Annotated in this window: 21 protein-coding genes; 7 read left to right on the top strand and 14 right to left on the bottom strand. The window is 64.3% G+C overall.

Annotated features, from left to right (window positions below; translation table 11 throughout):
• Positions 1-5: 5 nt before the first annotated feature.
• The 8 genes from ACP8JZ_RS02335 to ACP8JZ_RS02300 form a co-directional block, all read right to left on the bottom strand.
• A complete protein-coding gene (locus ACP8JZ_RS02335) occupies positions 6-560 on the bottom strand; it encodes an antirestriction protein ArdA (RefSeq protein ID WP_002549351.1) in 555 nt (184 codons plus the stop codon).
• 137 nt (positions 561-697) lie between these two features.
• Positions 698-2,254 carry a recombinase family protein gene (locus ACP8JZ_RS02330; RefSeq protein WP_002549300.1) on the bottom strand — a complete coding sequence of 519 codons (1,557 nt, stop codon included), beginning with the start codon at positions 2,252-2,254 and terminating at the stop codon, positions 698-700.
• A 224-nt stretch (positions 2,255-2,478) separates the two neighbouring features.
• Positions 2,479-3,390 carry an HIT family protein gene (locus tag ACP8JZ_RS02325; protein ID WP_306517776.1) on the bottom strand — a complete coding sequence of 304 codons (912 nt, stop codon included), beginning with the start codon at positions 3,388-3,390 and terminating at the stop codon, positions 2,479-2,481.
• Positions 3,371-3,859, bottom strand: a complete 489-nt coding sequence (locus tag ACP8JZ_RS02320; RefSeq protein ID WP_306517777.1) for a TIR domain-containing protein — start codon at positions 3,857-3,859, stop codon at positions 3,371-3,373. The genes ACP8JZ_RS02325 and ACP8JZ_RS02320 overlap by 20 nt, the downstream gene beginning before the upstream one ends.
• Before the next feature lie 66 nt (positions 3,860-3,925).
• Positions 3,926-6,508, bottom strand: a complete 2,583-nt coding sequence (locus ACP8JZ_RS02315) for a DEAD/DEAH box helicase (RefSeq protein WP_306517778.1) — start codon at positions 6,506-6,508, stop codon at positions 3,926-3,928.
• Complete coding sequence (locus ACP8JZ_RS02310; RefSeq protein WP_306517779.1) at positions 6,509-8,650, bottom strand: site-specific DNA-methyltransferase; 2,142 nt, start codon at positions 8,648-8,650, stop codon at positions 6,509-6,511. It abuts the gene before it with no gap.
• Positions 8,651-8,689: 39 nt separating this feature from the next.
• A complete protein-coding gene (gene ychF / locus ACP8JZ_RS02305; protein ID WP_306517780.1) occupies positions 8,690-9,781 on the bottom strand; it encodes a redox-regulated ATPase YchF in 1,092 nt (363 codons plus the stop codon).
• A 55-nt stretch (positions 9,782-9,836) separates the two neighbouring features.
• Positions 9,837-11,126, bottom strand: a complete 1,290-nt coding sequence (locus tag ACP8JZ_RS02300) for a M18 family aminopeptidase (RefSeq protein ID WP_065861015.1) — start codon at positions 11,124-11,126, stop codon at positions 9,837-9,839.
• A gap of 104 nt (positions 11,127-11,230) precedes the next feature.
• Here ACP8JZ_RS02300 and ACP8JZ_RS02295 point away from each other — a divergent pair, with 104 nt between their 5' ends.
• On the top strand, positions 11,231-12,433 hold the full coding sequence (locus tag ACP8JZ_RS02295; protein WP_065861014.1) for a DNA recombination protein RmuC: 1,203 nt from the start codon (positions 11,231-11,233) through the stop codon (positions 12,431-12,433).
• A 258-nt stretch (positions 12,434-12,691) separates the two neighbouring features.
• Here the strand turns inward: ACP8JZ_RS02295 and ACP8JZ_RS02290 are convergent, their stop codons facing one another.
• On the bottom strand, positions 12,692-13,660 hold the full coding sequence (locus tag ACP8JZ_RS02290; RefSeq protein WP_306517781.1) for a 4-hydroxy-3-methylbut-2-enyl diphosphate reductase: 969 nt from the start codon (positions 13,658-13,660) through the stop codon (positions 12,692-12,694).
• Between the two features lie 495 nt (positions 13,661-14,155).
• Between ACP8JZ_RS02290 and xseA the strand changes: the two genes are divergently transcribed.
• Complete coding sequence (xseA, locus tag ACP8JZ_RS02285) at positions 14,156-15,424, top strand: exodeoxyribonuclease VII large subunit (RefSeq protein ID WP_484482631.1); 1,269 nt, start codon at positions 14,156-14,158, stop codon at positions 15,422-15,424.
• Positions 15,421-15,804 carry an exodeoxyribonuclease VII small subunit gene (locus ACP8JZ_RS02280; protein WP_410172909.1) on the top strand — a complete coding sequence of 128 codons (384 nt, stop codon included), beginning with the start codon at positions 15,421-15,423 and terminating at the stop codon, positions 15,802-15,804. Before xseA ends, ACP8JZ_RS02280 begins: the two co-directional genes overlap by 4 nt.
• Positions 15,805-15,827: 23 nt before the next feature.
• Here the strand turns inward: ACP8JZ_RS02280 and phoH2 are convergent, their stop codons facing one another.
• Positions 15,828-17,120: an RNA 5'-3' helicase PhoH2 gene (gene phoH2 / locus ACP8JZ_RS02275; protein WP_306517789.1), complete on the bottom strand. Its 1,293-nt coding sequence runs from the start codon at positions 17,118-17,120 to the stop codon at positions 15,828-15,830.
• A gap of 352 nt (positions 17,121-17,472) precedes the next feature.
• Positions 17,473-18,150 carry a PAQR family membrane homeostasis protein TrhA gene (gene trhA, locus ACP8JZ_RS02270; RefSeq protein WP_306517784.1) on the bottom strand — a complete coding sequence of 226 codons (678 nt, stop codon included), beginning with the start codon at positions 18,148-18,150 and terminating at the stop codon, positions 17,473-17,475.
• Positions 18,151-18,344: 194 nt separating this feature from the next.
• Between trhA and ACP8JZ_RS02265 the strand changes: the two genes are divergently transcribed.
• Complete coding sequence (locus ACP8JZ_RS02265; RefSeq protein WP_023035059.1) at positions 18,345-19,166, top strand: isoprenyl transferase; 822 nt, start codon at positions 18,345-18,347, stop codon at positions 19,164-19,166.
• A gap of 82 nt (positions 19,167-19,248) precedes the next feature.
• Positions 19,249-19,755 carry a transcription elongation factor GreA gene (gene greA / locus ACP8JZ_RS02260; protein WP_286320880.1) on the top strand — a complete coding sequence of 169 codons (507 nt, stop codon included), beginning with the start codon at positions 19,249-19,251 and terminating at the stop codon, positions 19,753-19,755.
• 110 nt (positions 19,756-19,865) lie between these two features.
• Here greA and ACP8JZ_RS02255 read toward each other — a convergent pair whose 3' ends face one another.
• Positions 19,866-21,383, bottom strand: coding sequence for a hypothetical protein (locus ACP8JZ_RS02255; protein ID WP_484482630.1), 1,518 nt, complete (start codon positions 21,381-21,383; stop codon positions 19,866-19,868).
• Between the two features lie 258 nt (positions 21,384-21,641).
• On the opposite strand from ACP8JZ_RS02255, the gene ACP8JZ_RS02250 reads away from it, so the two are divergent.
• Together ACP8JZ_RS02250 and msrA are read left to right on the top strand one after the other, a co-directional pair.
• The gene (locus tag ACP8JZ_RS02250; RefSeq protein ID WP_021104587.1) at positions 21,642-22,325 is read left to right on the top strand and encodes a uracil-DNA glycosylase; all 684 of its coding nucleotides are present in this window, start codon (positions 21,642-21,644) and stop codon (positions 22,323-22,325) included.
• 32 nt (positions 22,326-22,357) lie between these two features.
• Entirely contained in the window at positions 22,358-23,005 is a 648-nt protein-coding gene (gene msrA / locus ACP8JZ_RS02245; RefSeq protein WP_371415920.1) for a peptide-methionine (S)-S-oxide reductase MsrA, read from the top strand.
• A 285-nt stretch (positions 23,006-23,290) separates the two neighbouring features.
• Here the strand turns inward: msrA and ACP8JZ_RS02240 are convergent, their stop codons facing one another.
• Entirely contained in the window at positions 23,291-23,680 is a 390-nt protein-coding gene (locus tag ACP8JZ_RS02240) for a hypothetical protein (protein WP_306517786.1), read from the bottom strand.
• Between the two features lie 2 nt (positions 23,681-23,682).
• On the bottom strand, positions 23,683-24,123 hold the full coding sequence (locus tag ACP8JZ_RS02235; RefSeq protein WP_323461283.1) for a hypothetical protein: 441 nt from the start codon (positions 24,121-24,123) through the stop codon (positions 23,683-23,685).
• Positions 24,124-24,148: the final 25 nt, after the last annotated feature.

The following is a 24,148-nucleotide window of genomic DNA, read 5'->3' as shown; positions in this document are numbered from 1 at the left end:
TCCCTTCACAGGTCCCTGAAGACGTACACGGAGATCGCGTCGGCTCGGACAACCGTGTAGTCGTGTTCGAGGTCGCGTGTCCAGGCAACCCAGTTGAAGTAGCGCACAAGCTCTTCCGGCGCGTCCTGCGGGATGAGGCCGATCTCCTCGGCGAGAGTCTCGGCGTAGTCCCGGAAACTGCCCCAGGTTCCGCAGAAGCGCTCTTCGAAGTCGGGAACAGACGGCAGGTCTCCGGTACCTTCGGCGACGTAGCTTCCGGAGGCCGTCCAGGCGCACAGGGCCTCGCGCTGATGCTCGGGGACCGCGAGGAGGACGCGCGCCCACTCGGCGGCTTCCGCCGGGCTCATCTCGCCCGAGGCGGGGATGTTCTCGTGGTCCATGACCCACAGCTCTTCGCATCCACTGCGTACACGATGAGCCCCGCCGTGGACGTCGGCGAGGGTGACTTCGTCGGCGGTCTCGGCGTTGAACCACTCGCCGACGAGGCGAGCGTTGTTGTAGCAGGCGAGGCAGCCGATCCAGGCTCGTGGAGTGATATCGGTGTTCGTTCGTGTGGTCATGGCGGGTCTCCTCCGTGGTTGAGGAGAGCGGCGGGCGCGACAGGCAGTCGTGCTCGGTGAATCGACGCGCTTACGCCACGTCGCCGCTCTCAAGAGGTCTCCCGGCCACGCTCCGCGTGGCTACCCAACCAGGTGGTCTACCTCCAGTCGACGACGACAGACTCGGTCCTGAACCCCTTGCGCCCGCGCGGCTGCGGGAGAAGCGTGATCGTGGCGAGGGTGTCGACGGTCTGACGCCGGAGGTCAAGTGACGCTTCCCGGAATGCTGCGGCAGGGTCATCGACGCCCAGGATCGGCGACAACGCGCCCGCACGGCTTTGCATCAGCCTTTCGGCCTCCAGCTCCTGGATACGCGCTTCTGCAGCGTCCCGTACGCGCTTGAGGTCGCGTGCCTCAATGATCTCGGCGTCGTAGTCGGCCTCGGCGCGCAGAATGCGCGCTCTCTGGTCGCTGATCGCCGAGTCGATGCCGGCCGCATGCGGCCCACCGTCCGCGACCTCGACCATCACCCTCGCGTCCTTGCGCGCAAGACGCTTGGCGATGACCGTGGTGACGAAGTCGTCGATGGCGGCGCCCGAGCGGACGATGTGGCCCGCGCACTTGTACCCGCGCGGCGCCCCGGTAACCTTCTTCCCACACGTCTCGCCGGTGTCCTCATTGACGTATCCGCACCGGTAGAGCCCGCTGCCGAGGTGCTTGCGCTTGGTCGAGCCGGATGTGTTCGTCACCCGCTCCGTGTCGTCGAGGACTTGCTGTGCCTTCCACCAGGTCTCGTCGTCAACGATCTGCTCCCACTGCCCTCGGATCGGCTCACCGGCGTCGTCTCGGAGGATCTGTGCCTTCCACATCCGGCGCCGCTTCCCGTCAGCCTGGGCAAACTTCGGGGTGTACGTGCTCAGCGCCGCGTAACGAGGGTTCCGCAGGATGCCCAGCACGGTCGAGGGAGACCACGGACCGTCCTCGACGATCGGCCGAGGTTCGAGGCCTTGCCGCTCGCGGGCGGCGGCACGCTCGACACTCACGGTGTGCGTGTGCTTGGGAAGGGGCGAAAGACCATCGATCTTCTCGGAGTCGCTGAGTGCCCGCGCGAGCGAGCGCAGCGATTCAGGGTGCTCGATCCTAGTGAACAGGTCGTAGATCGCCCTCACGGCCTCAGCCTCGTGGGGGATCACTTCGCCGTCTACGGCGTAGCCAAGTGGGCGCATGCCCTTCGGGGCACGCCCCTGCATGGCGCGCTGACGCTGGGCGGCAGACTGACGGGCGCTCTTGCGCTCCATCTCGGCACGCGCCACGGCGGCTTTGATGCGTGCATACATGCGCCCGCCGTCGGTGGAGAGGTCCGCGTCGCCGTTCGCCGTAACGAGGGCGAGTCCGCGCAGCTCAGCGGCGTCGATCCAGTCCTCCAGCTGTCGGGGCTGCCTGGTGAGCCTATCGAGGTCGTAGCAGATGATCGCGTCGAACCGTCCGAGCAGGTAGTCCGCAACCATACGGTCGTAATCCGGACGGATCGTTGTTCGATCAGTGGCGCTCTTGGACTGGTCCACGTAGGTCTCGATGACGTCCCAGCGCCGGAACTGGGCGAGGTTCTCGCAGTCCTCGCGCTGGCGGTCGATGGCGAGTCCGTCCATCTCGCGGTCCTGCGAGATGCGGAGGTAGATGGCTGCCTTGCGAGGTGCGGTCGAACGCCCGTTCACGAGTCAAGGCTACCGCTAGACGTAACTCCCGTCCAGCACTATAGCCATCGCGTTCTTACCTCTGCAAGACAACACCGACCTGCCCGAGCGGTGGATGCGAAGATTCCCGCGAACACGGTGGAGGTATCCCGAAACCGAGTTTTCTCAAGACACCATCGTCAGCCGGGTTGGCAAGATCCGCGTCATGCTCCACGGGGCAGCTGAACGATTCACGAGGCGCACGATTAGGTCGCCACAACGATCACGACACCCACACCAATGACCGCGAGCGCCGAGTAGAACGGCAGGATGGACCAGGATTTCCAGATGCCCCATTCAGGGAGATAATCTCGAACGAACGCGCGCCACTTGGTCTCCGCCGACATCCCGTCCTCAGGAGGCTCGTCGGCATCTGAGGGGTCGAGGGTGAAGTCCGGGACCATCCGGCGCGACCGCGCGACGGTGTTGTAGAGCTTCCGGAACCTCTTCTCGCTCCGGAGGTAGTTCGCATCTAGATACGCGAACAACATGACCGAGACAAGCCCGAGCGCTGCGAGCGGCCATGAGTCCTGCGTCAGGGCGAATCCGAACGTAGCGGTTACGATCGGCAACAGCCAGCTCTTTACCGACGCGGATGCGGCGGACTGTCGAGTGACGACAGCCTGAATGTAGTCCAAGTGCTTGCGCCGGTCATCGGGACTGAGAGCAGGCGCCTCGACAGCCAGGTTCCCGACAGCACCGCGCACCCGCTGAAGCGCCTTGTCCTTCTCCGCCTCAGAGAAGTCGGTCTCGTCGGGCCAGATCGGCCCCATGGCGTCATTCTCCCAGCGCGGGACCAGGTGGATGTGCAGGTGCGGTACGGACTGGGTGGCGGCTTCTCCGTTGGACTGGATGACGTTCAAGCCGTCGGGGACGAGAGCATCGCGAATCGCCGACGAGATACGAAGCGAGGTACGCGAGAGACGTGCCGCTTCCTCAGGTTTCAGGCTCCAGATGTCGGGAACGTGTCGTCGCGGCACGAGCAGGACATGACCGAGGACCGCGGGCTCAGTCGGGAAGAAGGCGACCACGTGGTCGTCCCGGTAGACCTCACGGGCGACGGGATCATCCTGCTGAACGATCTCACAGAACGGGCACTCAGGACGGCCTGTAGGCACAGTTATTCACCCAGCCCTCCAGGTTGTTCTCGATGTCGCGGTAGACCGCCTTACTGTCTCCGTCGACCGGGTCGATGAGCTCCACATAGTTGGCCATCGTTCCGCCGCCTGTCATGGAAATACTCGCGAACGGGTCGGCGCCGCGGGATGCTGTGTAGCCGTCCTTGTTGCGCAGACCGTGAATTCGCACGCCGAGCAATGGACGCTTGTCGTTCCACGCCTTGATGATCTCGTGCCTGACCCATCGGCTCTTCGAAGTTGTCGCACCGACGAGCACGATCACAGCCTTGGTGTAGTTCATCTGCTCGTGGATCCACTTTTCGATGGCGGCGTCGGTCTTGTACCGCACGGCTTCCCAGTCCTGCGGAGAGAACGCGGACCCGCCGGAGACCGCGCCCATGTTCATCACCTGCTGGACGCGCCAATTGTCGGGGTCGTACTGAAAACTGAAGAACACGGACTGCGTCATTGCTCTGCTCCTTCGGGTGCGGTCTTCTCGCCGTCTGCTCGTCTCGCGGCACGCATCGCTATCATTTTAGTAGTCACTGGCCAGCTCCGATTCGTATAGCGCCCTGGCGCTCTTGGCTGCGCGGATCGACTCACGGACACGCGGCTTCGTGATGTCCAGGACCCGGAGCACGCCGCCGGTCTCTGCGACCGACTCGATGCGGCGGAAGTCGTCTGCGAAGCGCTCGGCGAAGTCGGCAAGGCCACGCAACTTCGGAAGCGCATCGGAGAGGTGGTGGCCGTGTGGGTCTACGAGGTCCACGGCGACGCTGCCGTCGTGGTTGGTGCCGAAGAAGATGAAGTCCGGACGCAGCGCCTTCCAGTCGCCCACCTCGTCCCTGTAGGCCACGGCGAGGGATTCCTTTGCCGCGCGGTCGGGGTTGCGGTACCAGCCCTGGAAGCCGGGCTGTGCGGCTTCGGAGTCGAGGACCTTCCGCTCCCACTCGTTCAGTGTGATCGGCACTGTGCCGTCCTCAGCGGCTAGCAGGTGCATCTCGCGGGTGGGCAGGCCTTCTTCGGTGCCGTCGGGATGACGCACCTTGGTGTCTGCCTGGCCGTTCCTCGGGACGACAAGGCTGATCGGTTCGGGCGTCGTCGACATCGACTCCAGCCCGTCGTACGCGGCCTGACGCTCATCGCTCAGTCCCTTGCGCGCGACGCGGGTATCCGTAAGCCACTGTCGCGACAGTTCATCGGCCTCGTGTTCGACAGCCTGGGCGATCTCGTGTACTCGGCCGAGTGAGGCGAGGGTGATGTGCGCTTCGAGGAGGTCGTCCTCGTCCCCGTCTGGCCCGACGAGGTGGTCGACGTAGGACGAGCACAGCGCTGGACTCAGTATCCGCGTGGCTGTGCGGTAGTAGTCCTCGATTGCGCGAGGGTCGGCGCTCACGGAGAACGCACGATAGGAGAATCCGCCTCCGACTCGGCCGCGGACCTCTTCGCCCTCCATCGTGAGCACGTCCTGGCGTGCTTCGTCGACCTTCTCCTTGTACTGCACGGCGCGCCCGTCGAGCACGGCGTGGAGGTGCTTGTGCGCCTTCTCCACGGCTTCGTCCAGAAGGTGATCTTTCGACAGCGCCGTCGCCAGGGCGGTGAGCCGACGGATGGGCTTCACATTCTTCTTCGGGATCGTTACCGACGGGATAGCCGCGAAGCGCCCCCACACGGCCTGGGCGATCGCCGGGTTCGGGTTTAGCACGATCGGGTCGAATAGCACCCGGCGCCCAAGTCCACCGCCGCCATCTTCACCCTCGTCGGCGTCCTTGCTCGTAGCGCCCTTCATGAGCAGTTCCGCGACTTCTGTGGCAGTCTTGCGATCGAAGAGCGGCAGTAGGCAGTCCACCGAGTTGAGCAGTTCGTTGCCGGGGATGCGCCGGGCGAGCGGTGTGCGCATCATCCGTCCGAGCAGCTGTGTGATGTGGGTGCGATCCTTGGCGGGCCGGAACGAGACGAGCACCTCGGCCCGTGGACAGTCCCAGCCGGTCGAGATTGCGCTCTTGGCCAGCAGCACCCGCACATGCGTGGCGTCCTGGACGCGCTGCGGCTCGATGTACGGCACGACCTGTTGTCCTACGGTCAAGTCCGTGTGCTCTCCGAAGACGTTCGCCACGGCGTCGTAGGGCAGCTCCGGCCAGGCCTCGTAGATCGTGTCCAGCGTCCGAGTGAGGGTCTCCTGCGAGGGCTTGTCCCCGACCTGGACCACCAGCAGCGGGCGAACGGCTTCGGCCTCGCCCTGCTCACGCGCATAGTCCTGCCACGCGCTCTCGGAGGCCCTGATCTTCTCGACGGCCTTGGTCAGGAGCACGGTCTCGAACGCGCCGTCCTCGGCGGGGATCGACAGGGCGATGTCGTCCTTCAACAACCCCGAAGCCTGAACCATCGCGGAGTCCACCTGCACCGATGGGAGCGCGTCACGGCCCTTGGCTTCCTTCATCGCAGTCTCGAAGCGCTCAACCGTGGCCGAGATGCCGAAGACGACCGGCATAGCAGGCACGCTGCTCTGGCCGTTGATGAGGCGCTGCACGATGGTGGACCGTTCGCGTGCGCGCGTCCCCATGCCGCGATGCGCCTCGTCCAGCACAAGGTAGAGGGTCAGGTCCTCGTTGGCGATAGTGTTTGTGATCGTGTCGTAGATGGACGACTGGACCTCGTCGGGACGAGGTTCGAGGCCTGGCAGCGCGTCGTCGCTGTTGACTTCCGGCGCACCCTTGACCAGGCGGGAGTTCTTGCTCAACTTCTGCGTGTTGAGGAAATAGACGTTGCCGGGTCGGAACGAGGGCTCGGAGAACGTCGTCGGCACCACCCGGAGGCGGTGGTCCAACTTGCTTGCCGCAGCCTGGATGCGAGCACGCGACTGCTCGTTCAGCGCCGGGTCGTCGGAGAACCACAGCACGACCGCGCCAGGGTCCGGTTCCATGTCGAACTCGTCGCTGCCGAAGAACAGCGCCTCGATCACGGCGGCAGCCATCACGGTCTTGCCCGCGCCCGTCGTCGCTGCGAGGGAGAACTGCGACTTCGCGGTGTACCGGCGGTAGGAGTCGCGGGCACGTTCCAGGTTCCGCAGAACGTCACGCACGGCCTCGGCCTGGTAATCCTTTAGCGTGTATCGCATCTACAGGCTCCGTCCCGTGTTGATCTCGAAGTTCTGGAGGTAGGACTCATACAGCCGCACCGGGACGATCGCACCAGGCAGTTCTCGGCACGCCATCTGGAAGGCACTGTCGTCGTCCGTGACGACGTACACGATCTCGATGCTCTCTCGTGTACTCACTGCGGCAACGAACTCATCCAACTGGTCCAAGTTCTCCAGCACGCCATAGGAATCAGCCACGTCCCAACCGTCTTCGCCGAGGTCATAGATGATCCGACCGCGAGAGCCTGCACGCAGCCACAGCATCGGCGCGACTCGCTCGAACGACCGGTTGTGCCGCACAGACAACGGCGCTTCGTAGGTCAGCGTGAAGAACGCCGCGTTCTCATCCAAGCCCTCCGACATCGGGAATTCGTCGTTGAACTTGTAGCCGCTATTGATTGCCAACCCCTGTGGGGTTTGTCCGGTAATGGCCGAAGTGAGACGCGGCTTGGTGATGTAGTCGCAGATTCCGAGCGCTTCCCATTCGGCGTCGCCAGGACGTAACCCGCGTGCACGAAGTCCTGTCTGCTCGTCAGCAGAGACCTCGTTGTTCGTAACTGAAATGCATTGACGACGACCGCCGTCCTGCCGGTTCAACCGCATCACAGCATGAGCTGTGGTACCAGATCCGGAGAAGAAGTCAAGTACGACCGCATCGGGCTTCCCAGTAACTAATGGACGCAAAGTGTCCTCAACTGCGTACAGCGATTTTGGGAACGGGAATGTACGTCCTGCTCCAAGGAGAGACCCCACTAGGTCAGTCCCATGTGCGCCAGCATCATGGCTCGATCGATGCCAGACAGTGCGTATACGACGCGCCGCAGTGTCTACGTAGACAACGTCAGCAACACCGGTCACTTCATCATAGTTTCGGACTTCTAAGAGTCCGACGCTCAGATCATCCCGTACTTGTCGCGATAGGTACGAGACAGCCCAGGTTCCGCGCTTCTTATCAAAACGCCCCAATGAAGCAAACCCTTGCTGTATCAACGAATTTAGGGTCGACCGCCCAACCCCCCAACGACCCTCCTTCATGTCCCGCCTAATAGGCCAGATCGGCGTCAGGCCATCCTGCGGGCTGAAGTCAGGAGCTTCGTTAAGCGGCAATGCTTCGCCCGCGTGGCTGAGTCGACCAGTCGACTCGTCGAACCACACCGGATAGAACATATCTTTGCGGTCAGCTCGAAGTGAGTCGTCGCCTGACCGCAAGAGCCCCTTCCATCGAGGCCTCTGCAGTTCCCCTTCAGCATCTGCCATGTCTCGATGCGTCAGAAGGTCGTCATCGACCGAACCGATTCGCGCGTCAGGACCAAAAACAAAGAACGCGTACTCTTCAACCCTCGAAAGATATCCCTGAGTGACGCCTTTAGGGTTGTTGACAATTGTGACGAGTTGCCGCGTAGATTCCGGGAAGAGCTGATCTAGCAACACGCCCAGACGGTTCACTTCATGCTCATCGATAGTTACCACAAGAGTAGCATCGTTACGCATGAGCTCCCGACAGATCTTCAACCGACGCTCCATGAACGCCAGCCATTTCGAGTGCCGGTAGTCGTCATCACTGGCGACGTAATCGTTGTCGTACTTCCAGTCCCTCGCCCCAGTGTTGTACGGCGGATCGATGTAGATGGCGTCGATGGAATGCCGGTGCGTGTAGGTCAGCATCTCCAGCGCGTGGTAGTTCTCAGCGTTGATTACCGTGTGGAAGGGCTTGTCGCCACCCCGCTCAACCCTGCCTGTCTCCACCAGGCCCGGGTAGATGCGATCCCGGAACTCTGCGACGACCACCACGTCGTCGGCGGGCATGATCTGAGTCTCGGGCTCCTCGACGTCCAACTCCGCGAGATGGGCCAGGCGTTGCCCGTCGGCTCGTTCGATCCGCGTGACGCGCCACAGACGCTGGTCGCCAGTCTTCGTCTCCCCACGAGGAGGAAGCACACGCACCTTGTCGCCGCGACGTACAGCTCTACCGGGCAGCTCGACGGCCTCAGGCTGATGCTGCTCGAAGACGAGCCCGAAGGTGCGACGCTTAGTGAGCGCGGCGATCTCTGCTTCCAGATCAGCACCAAGTTGCGGATCGGCCTTGTGCGCCTGCCGCAGCAGCTCCGTCAGTCTCGACAATGGTGTGCCCTCCTCGTCCGCACCGATGCGAACTAGCGCTTACTTCTTGCTCCCAGACGGAATTCCTGTACGGAACTCGACCACGTCACCATCCTGCATGACGTAGTCCTTGCCTTCCAGACGCAACTTTCCAGCGGCCTGGGCCTCCTTCTCTCCGCCGTACTCGACGAGGTCGTCGAACGAGACCACCTGGGCCTTGATGAACCCCTTCTCGAAGTCGGTGTGGATGACGCCGGCCGCCTGTGGGGCCGTCCACCCCTTGTGGATCGTCCAGGCGCGGGATTCCTTCTCCCCCGCGGTGAGGAAGGTCTGCAGCCCCAGGGTGTCGAATCCGACCCGGGCGAGCTTGTCCAGGCCCGGCTCCTCGATACCGGCGTCGGCGAGGAACTCGGCGGCATCCTCAGGCTCCATCTCGGCCAGCTCGGCCTCGAACTCGGCGTCCAGGAAGATCGCCTCAGCGGGAGCAACCAGCTCCTCCATCTTGGCCTGGAAATCGGCGTCATCCAGCTGATCCTGATCGCAGTTGAAGACGTAGATGAAGGGCTTTGTCGTCAACAGGAACAGATCGTGCAGCGGCTCGGGATCAAGCCCAGCCGAGAAGATCGTCCTGCCTTCCTCGAGCACCTTCTTGGCCTGCTCCCACGCCTCGGCCTTGGGGCGCGACTCCTTCTTGATCGCGGCTTCTTTCTGCAGCTTGGGCAGCTGCTTCTCCATCGTCTGCAGGTCGGCGAGCACCAGCTCGGTGGTGATGGTCTCGATGTCATCGGCAGCGTCGACGTGGCCGTTGACGTGAGTGACGTCGTCGTCGGCAAAGCACCTGGTCACCTGGCAGATGGCGTCGGCCTCCCGGATGTTGGAGAGGAACTCGTTGCCCATCCCCTCGCCCTGGCTGGCACCCTTGACGATGCCGGCAATGTCGACGAACGAGACGGTCGCCTGCACCGTCTTGGCCGAGTCGAACATCTTGGACAGCACGTCGAGCCGCTGGTCCGGCACCCCCACGACACCGACGTTGGGCTCGATCGTCGCGAACGGGTAATTGGCCGCCAACACGTCATTGCGAGTCAGCGCGTTGAACAGGGTTGACTTGCCGGCGTTGGGAAGACCGACGATTCCAATGGTGAGTGACACGTCTACCTATCTTAGTCTCTCGAGTTCTCCGGCCGTGGTTTCCCGGGCCGCGGTTTCAGTTCATGGATTCGTTCCAGTATGCCTTCAGCGCCCGCGACAGGTACGCAAGATCGGCGGTACCGGCCAGTTCCCGGCTGGAGTGCATGGACAGCAGCGGCACACCGACATCCACCGTGACGATCCCCAGTCGAGTGGCGGTGAGTGGACCGATCGTCGTGCCACAGGGCACCGCATTGCTGGAGACGAAATCCTGGGTGGGTACCTCTGCCGCCCGGCAGACTCGCCTCCACAGTGCCCCACCGACCGCATCACTGGCATACCGCTGATTCGCGTTGATCTTGAGCAGCGGGCCGGCGTTGAGCAGCGGATGGTTGTTCGGATCGAACTTCTCCACGTAATTGGGATGGACGCCGTGGCCGGCATCGGCGGAGATGCACGAGGATCGTGCCAGCATCGCCCGATACTGCGCCCCGGTGTGACCCAGCCCCTCGGCAATGCGCACCAACACGTCCTCCAGGAACGGTCCGCAGGCCCCCGAGCGAGTCGAAGAGCCCACCTCCTCGTGGTCGAAACACGCCATGACGGCAACGTCGCCACGCGGCGCGACATGCGTGAATGCCGCAATCGAGGAGTGCACCGACGACAGGTTGTCCATGCGCTGGCTGGCGAGGAACTCTCCTCGTGCCCCGATGACGGCTGGTGACTGGGTGAGATGGGCGAAGACGTCGAAGAACGCGAGATCGTCGTGGCTGATCGACGCAGCCTCGCACAGCAGCTCCTCGGCGTCCAGATCGGGATTGGCCACCGAGAGGATCGGCAACAGGTGTTTCTGCCGATCGAGCTTGAGATCATCGTTGACGCTGCGATCAAGGTGTGGGGCGAGCTGGCTGATGCGCAGGATCGGACCGGTGCGCACCAGATGGACGGTGCCGTCGTTCGCCACCAGCCGACCGGCGAGGCCGAGATCACGATCCAGCCAGGAGTTGAGCAGACCGCCACCGTAGACCTCCATGCCCACCTGCTGCCAACCGGCGTTGGTCGTGGTCGAGTGGGGCTTGAGTTTGAAACTCGGCGAGTCGGTGTGCGACCCGACGATGCGGAATCCTGCCTTGTCACCGACGTTCTGCGGGGTGATCCACGCCATGACGGCCCCGTCGCGCACGACGAACCGCCGGCCTGCCACCTCGGGCCAGGGCTCGGTCTCGTCCATACGCGTGAACCCGGCATCCTGAAGCCTGCGCGCCAGCTCGGCGGCGGCATGGTAGGAGGTGGGGGACGCCTCGACGAACCGGATCGTGTCGGCGATGTGATCGGCGAATTCCTGTGGAGCTTCGGTGCTGGCCATGCCCTCATTTAACCAGCACAGTTGGCCAGCGTCATCGAACACGGCTCTGACAAGGCCAGAGAGTGTGAGGAAAAAATGTCACACCCTTACACGACAATGGAGCCATGAACACGACGACGATTGTGGCCATCATCCTGGCCCTGGTGTGTGGACTGGCCGTGGGGTGGCTGCTGGCCAGCCGCGTGGCTGCCGGTGACGCGCACCGTCAACGTATGGAGCACCAGGCCGAGTTGGAACGTGCCAATGAGGCGTTGAGTCAACAATTTCGCGCACTCTCCACCGAGGCTGCCGCCACCCAGCAGCGCACCGCCGAACACACCGCCTCCCAGACCCTCGCCTCGGCGCAGCGCATGATGGATCCCGTCTCCCAGGCACTGCGCCAACTGGACCAGCGTCTGCTCGCCGTGGAGAAGGAACGCACCGAGTCGTCGGCCTCGCTCAAGGAGCAGATCGCCGGGATGCGTAACCTCAACGAGTCGCTGCGCAAGGAGACGGCGTCGCTGTCCACTGCGCTGCGCCGGCCCCAGGTACGGGGTGCGTGGGGTGAGATGCAGCTGCAGCGGATCGCGGAACTGGCCGGGATGCTCGACCACTGCGACTTCCGCACCCAGTCGACGACCACCGCCAACGGCACGGCGCAACGCCCGGACATGACGGTGTACCTGGCCGGGAATCGGTGCGTCCACATCGACGCGAAGACGCCACTGGAGGCTTTCCTCGACGCTGCCGCCACCGACGATCCGCAGTTGCAGCGGGAGCAGCTGGGCCGGTTCGTCTCCCACGTGCGCACCCACATCGCGCAGCTCTCGAGCAAGAAGTACTGGGCGACCGACGTGACCTCCCCACAGTTCGTCGTCCTCTTCCTGCCCTCCGACGCCCTGCTGCAGGCAGCGCTGAGCAACGACCCGAGCCTGCACGAGTACGCCGCCAGCAAGGACATCGTCCTGGCGAGCCCCTCGATCCTCATCCCCATGCTGCGCGTCATTGCCCTGGCATGGCGCCAGGAGTCGATCGTGGAGTCGGCCACCGAGATTGCCGAGCTGGGACGCCAGCTGCACGCCCGACTGGGCACTGTGGCCGATCATCTGACGAAGATGGGCAAGTCGCTCACGGGCAGCGTGGAGGCATACAACTCGCTGGTGGGTTCCCTGGAGTCGCGGGTGATGGTCAGTGCACGCAAGTTCGAGGACGTCCAGGCGACTCGGGAGACGCTGCCAGCCACCCAGCCAGTGACGTCGACCACCCGGCCACTGACCGCTCCGGAATTCACCGACCCCGCGTTCACCGATCGCAGCAAGCAGTCCTGAGGACGTGTGCAGTGCGCTCATAGTGGGATCTCTGTCGGCAGGTGGCGAGGCAGGGCGGTCCGGGGCGAGGCAGGGCTGCCCGAGCGGACTGAGCTGTCCGGGGGCGAGGCAAGGCTGCCCGGGGCCGTGCCGGAGAGTCTGAGCCCCAGGAACTGTTGGCTGGATCTCACGTCAGCTGTTGGCTGGGCGCTCACGTCGTTCTGGTTCACTATTCTGATTCACTCGGTCTGGGCAGGGTCCACCCGTCCTGGGCAGGCTTCACCTGTCCTGGGCAGACTTCACCCGTCGCTGACGCAGCTGGGGAGGCAGGGCGAACGACAGGGATTCCTCAATGAGGGTCTCCTCCACCGCCGGTGGCCAACCCTGGGACTCCAAGAGTTCCAGGACGCCCTGCACCAACTCCTCGGGTACCGAGGCCCCAGAGGCGACGCCGACGGTGGCAACATCCTGCAACCACGCGGGGTCGATCTCGGAGGCGTTGTCGACGCGATACGCCGCTCCGGCCCCGGACTCCACGGCGACCTCGACGAGACGGCCGGTGTTGGAGGAGTTCTGTGACCCGACGACGATCACCAGGTCACACTTGGGCGCCATCTGCTTGACGGCGTGCTGCCGATTCTGGGTGGCGTAACAGATGTCGTCGGAGGGCGGATTGATGAGATGGGGGTGCACCTCGCGGATCCGCTGCACCGTCTCACTCGTCTCGTCGACGCTGAGGGTGGTCTGGGAGAGCCAGGCGATCGGCTCGTCGGGGTCCAGGCTCAGGGCGTCGACGTCCTCAGGGGTCTGGACCAGGGTGATGTGGTCGGGTGCCTCACCCGTGGTACCCTCCACCTCCTCGTGGCCGGCATGGCCGATGAGCAAGATCCTCGTGCCGTCCTGGGCGAACCGGCGTGCCTCGTGATGCACCTTGGTGACCAGCGGGCAGGTGGCGTCGATGGTACGCAGACCGCGCCGTTTGGCCTCCTGCTGCACCTGCGGGGAGACGCCGTGTGCCGAGAAGATCACCAAGGAGCCGTCCGGGACCTGGTCGAGGTCGTCGACGAAGACGGCGCCACGCTCCTCCAGGTTCTCCACGACGTGCTTGTTGTGGACGATCTGTTTACGCACGTACACCGGTTCGCCGTACGTCTGCAGGGCACGTTCGACGGTGACGACCGCTCGGTCCACACCAGCGCAGTATCCACGCGGTGCCGCGAGCAGAAGCGTCTTCTCAGAGTGAGCCATGACCACAAGTTTACGAGGCCATACCAGACCACCAGGCACCCCAACGGTGGTTCACGCGCAGCTGAGCCGGGCCATCACGTCATACGGCTCTCCTGCACGTCACGACATTTCTCACTGCCCGCCCTCACCAACACCCTCACACCGACTCCCCGGCCCCGTCCAGGGGTGGCCGGCCGCCGGTTCCAGGGCACCCCTCCTTGGCATCCATGGGATGGGGGTGGTGCGTGGCCCCGGCGGCCGCTGACATTTCCGTTTTGACATCCATGGGGCGAAGGGACGGCGCACGCGGATGGGTCCGCCGGGCTGGTGGGCTGACATTCATGGGGCGCGGGACCGGCGAGGAGCACTGGCGCACTGCCCAGATCCGCATCACCTGACACCACTGCCCCGATCCACATCACCTCGGCGCCATCTCCCCGACCCAAAGCACCCGGGCTCCATCGAGACGAACCCACCACCTGCACTGACCCCACGTCCTGTGGTCTACTGGCAGACATGGATACCTCCACCGCCACGTCCAGTCCAGACGCGGCAGTCTCCCTGTCGTGGGTCGTCAACTCGGTGCGCGACTGGGTGGAACGATGCTCGAGCATCTGGGTCGAGGCGCAGATCATCGAACTCAAACGCCGCTCGGGCTATCAACAGTTCCTCACCCTGCACGACGTCACCGAGGAAGTCTCGGCCACCGCCACCTGCCCACGCCACGTGCTCGACGCAGCGGGCCCGGTGGAGGCCGGTATGACGGTGTTCGCACTCATCCACCCCACGGTGTGGCGCAAGAGTGGTCGGCTGTCGTTCGTCATCGCCGAGATTCGCCCCACTGGTCAAGGCCAGCTGCTCGCCCAGCTGGAGAAGCGACGCCGTCAGTTGGAGGCCGAAGGGCTATTTCGTCCCGAGCTGCGCAAGCCCCTGCCGCTGCTGCCGCAGGGCGTGGGGCTCATCACCGGGGCGGACTCCGACGCGCAGAAGGACGTCGTCCGCAATGCCCGGCTGCGCTGGCCTGCCGTGCGATTCGTCATACGCAACACCTTGGTGCAGGGTCCGCACGCCGTCGGGCAGATCGTCACGGCCCTGGCCGATCTGGATGCCGATCCCAGCGTCGACGTCATTGTCCTGGCCCGGGGCGGCGGGTCGTTGGAGGATCTGCTGGCCTTCTCCGATGAGTCCCTGGTGCGCGCGGTGCATGCCGCCACCACCCCGGTGGTCTCGGCGATCGGCCATGAGGCCGACACCCCGATCGTGGACCTCGTCGCCGATCTGCGCGCCTCCACCCCCACCGACGCGGGGAAACGCATCGTTCCCGATGCTGCCCAGGAACGCGACGGGGTGAGCCAGACCCTGGCCCGGATCCGTCAGCTCATTGACTCCCGGCTGAGGGCCGAGGAGACCACCCTGAGCAATCTCATGAGCCGTCCAGTGATGCGCAACCCCGCTGCCAGTCTTGCGCTGGAGGCCGAACGGATCGAGACCATGCACCGTCTACTGCGCGTACAGGTCGACCGTCACCTCACCGGGCGCAGCCAGGAACTCGATCATCTCATCGCCCAGGTGCGATCCCTCTCTCCCAAGGCAACCCTCGACCGGGGCTACGCGGTCCTCACGAGCCCTTCCGGGGAGGTTCGGACCAGTGTGTCCGACGTCCACCCGGCCGACGCCATGTTCGTGCGTCTTGCCGATGGCGAACTCGATGTCACCGTCAACGCCCTACGACCAACCCCGTCGTCAACGTCACCCACCACCGCACCCGACAAGGAGCAGTCATGACCGACGCACCCCTCCCCGAAGACCGCGACAGCGCAACGGATCGAAATGCCGCCACGGATCAGACCACCCTGGCCAACCAGAACGCCACCGAGCAGCTGGGCAACGATGAGCCGCCCAGCGGCCCAACCGACTCCGACGAGGATCTCAGCTACGAACAGGCCCGCGACGAGCTCATCTCCATCGTTCACAGCCTGGAGGACGGCGGTGCCGACCTGTCCCGAACGATGCAGCTGTGGGAACGCGGCGAACACCTGGCCACCATCTGCCGAGCCCACCTGGATGGCGCCAGACGCCGATTCGCGGAAATCCAGGTCACCGAGGCAGCCGGAGCAGAGGAGACCCGAACCACCTCCGACGACCAGGCCGATCCCCGCACCTGACGACGGCCGGGCCCGTCACCTCGTCACACCATGTCCTCCATCATCGAGGTGACCAGGGCGGCGATCTGGGAGCGCTCGGAGCGCACCAATGTCACATGCCCGAACAGGTCGTTTCCTCGCAGCCGCTCAACGACCGCCGCAACCCCGTCGTAGCGCCCCACTCGCAGGTTGTCGCGCTGGGCGACGTCGTGGGTGAGCACCACGCGGGAGTTCTGGCCGATGCGGGAGAGCACGGTGAGCAGCACATTGCGTTCCAGAGACTGGGCCTCGTCGACGATGACGAAGGCATCGTGCAGGGAGCGGCCGCGAATGTGGGTGAGGGGTAGCACCTCGAGCAGTCCACGCTGGACGACCTCGTCGATGACGTAGTTGTTCGTCAGTGACGACAGGGTGTCCAGGACGGCCTGCCCCCAGGGAGCCATCTTCTCCCCCTCGGAACCGGGCAGGTACCCGAGATCCTGACCACCGACCGCGTAGATCGGTCGGAACACGATGACCTTCTTGTACCGTTCCTGTTCCAGGGCAAGTTCCAGACCCGCTGCCAACGCCAGCGCGGATTTCCCGGTACCTGCTCGTCCACCCAGGGACACGATGCCGACACTCTCGTCGAGCAGCAGGTCCAGGGCGATGCGCTGCTCGGCGGAGCGACCGTGGATACCGAATGCCTGGGCGTCCGGTCGTACGAGTTTGACGTTGCCGTCGGCCGTACGTCTGCCCAAGGCGCTGCTCGTCGGGCCCTCCAGGACCAGTCCGGTGTTGACCGGCAGGTCGTGGGCCTCGTCCAGATCGACGGTGGTGCGTTCGTAGAGCCAGGAGATGGCCTCGTCGGACACGTCGAGAGTGGCCATCCCGGTCCACGTACCCTCGGTGGCGAGCTCGTGACGGTACTCCTCGGCGGCCAGACCGATGGCCGAGGCCTTGACACGCAGTGGCAGATCCTTGCTCACCAGCACGACGTCGTGACCGTCATCGCGATAGTTCGCGGCCACCGAGAGGATGCGGGTGTCGTTGTCGCCCAGCCGGAATCCGTCCGGCAACCCGTAGGGTTCGGAGTGATTGAGCTCGACCCACAACTGCCCGCCATCGTCGTTGAGTGGGATCGTGTGGTCGAGTCCTCCGTTGCGGATGCGCAGGTCGTCGAGCAGTCGCAGGGCGGCCCGGGCCAGGTGCCCGAGCTCGGGGTGGTGCCGCTTGCCCTCCAGCTCGGTGATGACGACGATCGGCAGGACGACGAGGTGCTCGGCGAACCGCAACATCGCCTTGGGATCGGACAGCAGTACCGAGGTGTCGACGACGTAGGTTCGCCGTCCCGGCATCGGAGAGGGGATCTCGGTGCGGGCACACGGCTGAGAATTGCTGGACAAGGTGGGCCTCCTGCATGTTCATCGGCGCCGCCTGCGGAGAAGAACCACGAGGTGCCGCAAGCGGTCCTGCATCCAACTTATGAGGGCGACACCAGTAGCGGCATGAGCTTGGCGAACTTCAGACAGATTTCACCTTGTGGCCATCTGGACGACATCTGACGCCGCCACATCAGCTGCCCAACCATGCCTCGACCTTCTTGCCTCGGCTTCCCTTCCCCCCAGGCCCATACCCGGCACGTCCTGCCCGGCACGATTCCCAGACGTCGAGACCGCACCCAGGGCGCCCAGCGCTGGCCCGCACAGCTCAGAGCACCGCCAGGCCGATGGCGATTCCGTGGCAGATGGCCCCCACGGCGGTACCAGCATGGAACACCTCGTGGAAACCAAAACGTGGCGAAGGATTGGGCCTCCTACGCGCGTAACACACGGCACCAATGGTGTAGAAGACGCCACCAACCAGGATGAGGATGACGACTACCGGCCCACCGGTACGCCAGAACTGCGGCAGCCACCACAGAGCCGTCCACCCCATGACGACGTAGAGAGCAGTCGAGACCCACCGTGGCACCGAGCTCCACCAAAACCTCAACCCCACCCCGATGAGTGCGCAGGCCCAGATGATCGCCAGCAGCACCACTCGGGACGATCCATGGCTCATCGACACCGCCAGAGGCGTGTAGGTACCAGCAATGAACACCGCGATGTTGGCATGGTCGATCCGCTGCAACACGGACTTGGTTCGCATGCTCCACCGGCCACGGTGGTAGGCAGCGGAATTACCAAAGAGCATGAGTCCGGTGAGAGTCCACACGGCCAGGGCGAGTCGATCACCCCAGTGGTCGGCCGCGATCATGAGCCCGAGCCCGCCAAGCACCATGACAGGCACCATGACGGTGTGGATCCAGCCGCGCCACAGTGGCTTCCCGCTGGTGGACGCCGGGCACTTCGCAGTTTGTCGGGTCTGTGCAGCGGCCTCGGACATTGCTGCATCGTCCTTCGGGGGTGTCTGGCGGCCAGTGACCATGTGGGATCAGTCCTCTCGCGGTGTCGCCTCCCAACCTACCGCTCGGTAACTTGTGTGTGACACCCGTTCTACGAAGCGGGAGCGATCCTGGGAGAACGGGAGCACCTCGGGGACGACGACCAGGCCTTGGCAGAGTCGCTAGGCTTTGTGCCATGGGCAAAGTCGAGCACTACGCGACGCGGTTGTCGGAAATCATCGACCGCATGCACCCCTCCGGGCTTCTGTACAGCACCTATGAGGGACGTCTGCTCGCCCAGCTCGATCGTTCTCGTCTGCCGCAGCATGTTGCGGTGCTCGCCGACGGCAATCGGCGGTGGGCCCGACTCAACGCCCCCGGGCAACCGCTGGTGGCCGGTTACGAGGCTGGGGCCGACAAGCTCACCCAGTTCTGCTCCTGGTGCGACGAGGTGGGCATCCCCATCGTCACCTTGTGGGTGTTGTCCACCGACAACCTGCAGCGAGCCAGGACCGGAGAGTTGGAGGAGCTCCTCAAGGTCATCGAGGAACTGGTCGTCACCTTGTCCCGCCACCCTCACTGGCGAGTACAGACGGTGGGTGATCTCGGGCTGCTCCCCGACGAGATGCGCTCCACCCTGTGCACGGCGACCGAGCGCACTGCTGACCACACCGGCATGCACATCAACGTGGCCATTGCCTATGGTGGACGACACGAGTTGCGCGACGCCGTGCGCTCCCTGCTGGCTGAGGAGGCCGACAAGGGCACGAGCCTGCGCGAACTGTCGCAGACCGTCGACATGGACCAGATCTCCGAGCACCTCTACACCCGTGGCCAGCCCGACCCCGATCTCATCATTCGCACCTCCGGGGAGCAGCGACTCTCCGGGTTCCTCATGTGGCAGTCGGCACACTCGGAGTTCTACTTCTGCGAGGCCCTGTGGCCAGATTTCCGCAAGGTCGACTTCCTGCGTGCACTGCGCTCCTTCACGCAACGGGAGCGACGCTACGGACGCTGACCCCCAGCACTTTCGCCGATCCGTGGGTCGGCGTCAGCACTGACCATGTGGAAGATGACGTCAAGCGCGATAGTATTGAGCAATGTCTGAGTCTGAGAGCACTGTGTGGCTGACCCAAGAGGCATATGACAAGCTCCGCGAGGAGCTCGACTACCTCAAGGGCGAGGGCCGCACCACGATTGCCAACAAGATCGCCGAGGCACGCGCCGAGGGTGACCTGTCCGAGAATGGCGGATACCACGCCGCACGTGAGGAACAGGGCCAGGCCGAGGCGCGCATCCGCCAGCTGGAGCAGATGCTCCGGGAGGCCAAGGTGGGCGAGGCCCCGTCCACCACCGACGAGGTCGTCCCCGGTTCCAAGGTGACGGTGGCCTACTTCGGCGACGAGGACGACACCGAGACCTTCCTGCTGGGTTCGCGCGAGGTCATGGGTATCGACGACTCGGTGGACGTTTCCGTCTACTCCCCGCAGGCGCCTCTCGGTGGTGCCGTGGTGGGCCACCACACGGGCGAGACCGTCAGCTACAAGGCTCCCAATGGCAAGACGATCGAGGTGAAGATCCTCTCGGTGGAGGGATTCTCCTCCTGAGATTCCGACCTTGCGATGCCCTCCGACTGAGACGGGGAGCATCGGCCAGGGGGTCGTGAAAAATCAGTTGCAGTGGCCGTGGGGTTTCGTACTCCACGGCCGTCGGCGTCTCAACCGTGGCGTACGGCGATGTGCCCCACGAGTACGGAGAGATCCAGCCGCGCCGAGCCATTGCCGACCACGTACTCATCGGTGTCGCCGGGCTCGGGCCAGGACACGATGCCGTTGTGGCTGGTGGCGCGTACCGCAACATTGGCGTCCTCGGTGAGTTGAACGGTGAGATTGCCCGACTCGACGCGGATCTGGGAATGCCCGGTGTCGAAGCTTCCCCGAACGGTCGTGGACCCAGCCTGGACCAGACCGCTACGGATGTGGCGCACGTCAGCCAGCTGGGCAGCGCAGGCCGTGGTACGCAGGGTCCCCAACTCCTCGATTCCCTCGCTGCGCAGCGCACCACCGGACACCTCGACGTCGACTGCCAGCTGGGGGTTGACACGAATGACGATTTCCCGGCCCAGTCCCAAGTCCTTGAGGTCCTCGGTGGTACGCGGCATCTTGAGACGAAGCAGCCCCGACAGATCGGGGGCGAGATGCCCTTCGCAGATGATCTGGATCGTCGTTCCCCGTCGGCGCCGGGTGTGCTCTCCCTCAACCGTGACACTGGCAACCGAGGGGTCAGCGATGAGTCGGACACGTCGTCCGGTGGCCTGGATGCTCACCTGATCGGCAACTGGCGAGCTGGTGGACGTCTGTCGCGGTGCGTTTTCCCGGCTGGACCAGGCAGTGCCCTCGGAAGCGTCCGGTCCACCGGCCGAGGACACCTTGTGCCACATGTTCGTCAATCCCTGACGGGCCTCCGACGGCACCTTGGCCCACCCGTCTCCCAGAACCTGGCGGGCCGCTGACCACGCAGACCGAGCATCGAATGCACCGGCACCGGGAGCATCGGAACCGTCTTCACTCCCCGAATCAGAACTGCTGGGGTTCGGGTGCCCGGCCGAGCCCTCGTCGTGGACCGTCCTGTCGTGAGTGCTCCCGTCAGAGCCGTGCATGTGGTAATCCTGCCCAGCAGCGGCCCAGGAATCACGTTCCTCTTGACACGTCGTGGTACTGGAGCCGGGCGAGTCCTTGTCACCAGATTCTCCGGGGGCCTGCCTGACGTGTGCCTCGTCCCTTGTCACCTTGGCGCTGTGGCGACGAGATGGGTCGGATTCACGAGACTGCACATCGGGGGCTTCATCCCCCACGCTTGGCTTCTCAGCGCATGACTCTCCGGCACCCTGCTCGTCGGCAGCGGATCCCCCGACACGGGTCTCACCAGCACGAAGACCGCCGGTGTAGGAGGCTCCCGCGCCCTCGCCTGCCGACGCCGACCCGGTCTGGGCATGCCGAGCTGGACGTGACGTCGAATCCGCGGGGTCTGCATCAGCCGTGCTGAATCGGCACCCACATCGGCCACCCTCGTCCGAAGGCTCCGAGTCGTCGGGTCGCGATTGCCGTCCGCCCACCTGGGACGGCCGTACATCAGTACCGTTCGCCTCCGCCTCCTCGAGGAGCCGTTCTGCCTGGATTGCCGTGATGCGTCCAGCAGCCAGGTCGGCAAGGATCGCGGGAATGTCAGAGCTCATGACTCCAAATGTATGGCCCCGGGCAACTCTGCGCGGCATTCGGGGCGACGATGCCTCGACACCTGGGCCGATCACCACCGGGAGAGGCACCCATGAGACTCATGAGGTCGTGACGCCGTCAGCCCGGGCTTGAATCCCTCACGTGTCGAGTGCCGGTCGGTGGTTGTATGGATCATGCAGCGGTAGCGTTGTGCGTGACGCAATCCGCCGTCGCCCCACCTTCAGCCCGTACTCGGGCTCCACTTCCCGCGGAGGATCATGACTCCCAAACCACTCACGGAACTCATCAGCCCGGACTGGGCGGCTGCCTTGGAGCCAGTGGAGCCTCAGATTCACCGGATGGGGGATTTTCTGCGTCACGAGATGGCCGAGGGGCGCAGCTACCTTCCCGCCGGGGATGCCGTACTGCGTGCGTTCACCCTGCCCATGTCGCAGGTACGGGTTCTCATCGTCGGCCAGGATCCATACCCGACGGTGGGCCATCCAGTGGGGCTGAGTTTCTCGGTGGACCGCCATGTGCGCCCGCTCCCGCGCTCGTTGCAGAACATCTACACCGAGTTGTACGACGACCTGGGAATTGCACCGTGTGAGCACGGGGATCTGTCGGGATGGTTCAATCAGGGGGTCCTGCTACTCAACAGGTGCCTCACCGTGCAGCCTGGTCATCCGGCGTCGCATCGCGGCAAGGGGTGGGAGGACGTCACGGCCTGCGCCATCGACGCCCTCGCCCATCGCGGTGGCCCTCTGGTGGCGATCTTGTGGGGACGCGACGCGCAGTCCCTGGAGCCGATGCTCGGCGGCATCCCGATCGTGAAGTCCTCACATCCCTCCCCCATGTCGGCACGCTACGGATTTCTCGGTTCGCGACCGTTCAGTCGCACGAACGAGCTGCTGGAACGTCAGGGAGCGGACCCCATCGACTGGGATCTGTCGCATTTCTGACCGGACTCACCACCCCACCCCTTGGAGGGACCATGCCAGACATTTCCCGCACTGACCAGAGCAATGCTCTCCCGACCCGCCCCTTGCCCGGCCGTGACACTCCCGTCTTGGACATGCCGTTCTTCCATCGAGTGTTCGGGGACCGATTGGATCGTCATTTCGAGCAGGGCGAGACGATCTACTTGGCGATGGGGTGCTTCTGGGGAGCTGAAAAGCTGTTCTGGCAGGCTGACGGTGTGCTGCAGACTGCGGTGGGATTCATGGGAGGATCCACTCCCCACCCCACCTATCGCGAGGTGTGCACCGGGCAGACGGGGCATGCCGAGACCGTCCGGGTGAGTTACGACCCCGATAGCATCGCCATCGACGAGATCCTCCGACTGTTCTACGAGAACCATGATCCCACGCAGGGGATGCGTCAGGGTAACGATGTGGGGACCCAGTACCGTTCCGCGATCTGGTGCACCACCGCACAGCAATACCTCCGTGCCATCGCACTACGTGGGCAGTTCCAGAGTCAACTACTCCATGCGGGTCACGGCGCGATCACGACGACGATCGACATGCAGCTCGACCATGAGTTCCATCTGGCTGAGGCAGAGCACCAGCAGTACCTCGACGCCAATCCCAACGGGTACTGCCCGGTTCACGCCACTGGAGTCTGTCTGAGCGGGGACTGACTCACTGCTCTTGCGGATCGCGCGTCTGGACCACCCGTCCCGTCCGTGCCCACCCATCGCGTTCGTGAAACAGATGGGATCCGGCGTACCCCTTAGCGCCTCCGGCTGGAGCAGACCTTGCTGAAGACAGCAGCCCTTGCCAGCGACAATGCGCTGCATGACAGGTACAGACCCTGACGGGCCATACCAGTTGTCCTGGCATGGAGCGGGGCCAAGGACAGTTCGACCCGACGCCGGTGCCCGTCCCGCAGGCCATGACGTCGGACCAGATCAGTGAGTTCCGTGTCAACCAATGACGTTGATGAGAACGACGCACTCGGGGGTTTTGGAGCGGAACAGTTCCTTGGTCTTGTCGACGAGACCAGCCCATCCGGCTTCGAGGGCGTACTTCTCGTGGATGGCCTTCCTGACCTCGTCGAAGAGGGAGCCCTCGGAAAGGACACGTACTCGCCCCTCCAGCACAGGTTCCGTCTCCACGGGCCGTCCTCGTTTGTCGCACTCTCGCACGCTCACCACCCCGTCCGTGACGAAGCGGTCGCGCGCACCAGTGTCGTCGGGCAGCCAGAACCCAATACTGGTGTCGCTGACGCTCACCAGCCGTTCAACGCTGCTCTGTGCTTGGCCATAGGAGTCATAGGAGGTGACGAGGATCCACTCAGCGGTACGCAGGCTCACGGTCATTCCCCATGCTCAGGGCCGGGCCCACCAGCAGTGCCAGCATGCCCATCCGTACCCACGTCATCAGGAGAAGCGTGTCCGTCAGCGGTGGCTGGAGATGCAGCAGCACGATCTGCCAGCGACTGTTCCCCAGCAGAACCACCACGGCTGATGGCATTCTCCCGGATGGCAGCTTCGCGCTGATCTGCGGCCTCGCGCAGGGTGTCCCGACGAACATTGCGAGCAGTGCGCCCGGGAAGGCCGATGGCCAGGCCGAACAGCAGACCGACGCCCAGACCGAGACCAGCAGCAATCCAGATACGCGGCATGGGGTTGGAGAGGTTGTCAATGGTCTTGGCAGCGTTTGCGGCACCCATGATCTTGTTCATGTCCCAGGACAGCTTGAGCATGAAGTAGATACCAAAACCGGCAAGGGCGGCCCCGAGGATACCCAATGTCATACGTAGAGGTTTCACAGCTCGATCC

This window comes from Cutibacterium sp. LaCa_286, from assembly GCF_057198075.1.
Note: the sequence above shows the minus strand (reverse complement) of the source record. Positions and strands in the feature narration are given on the sequence as shown.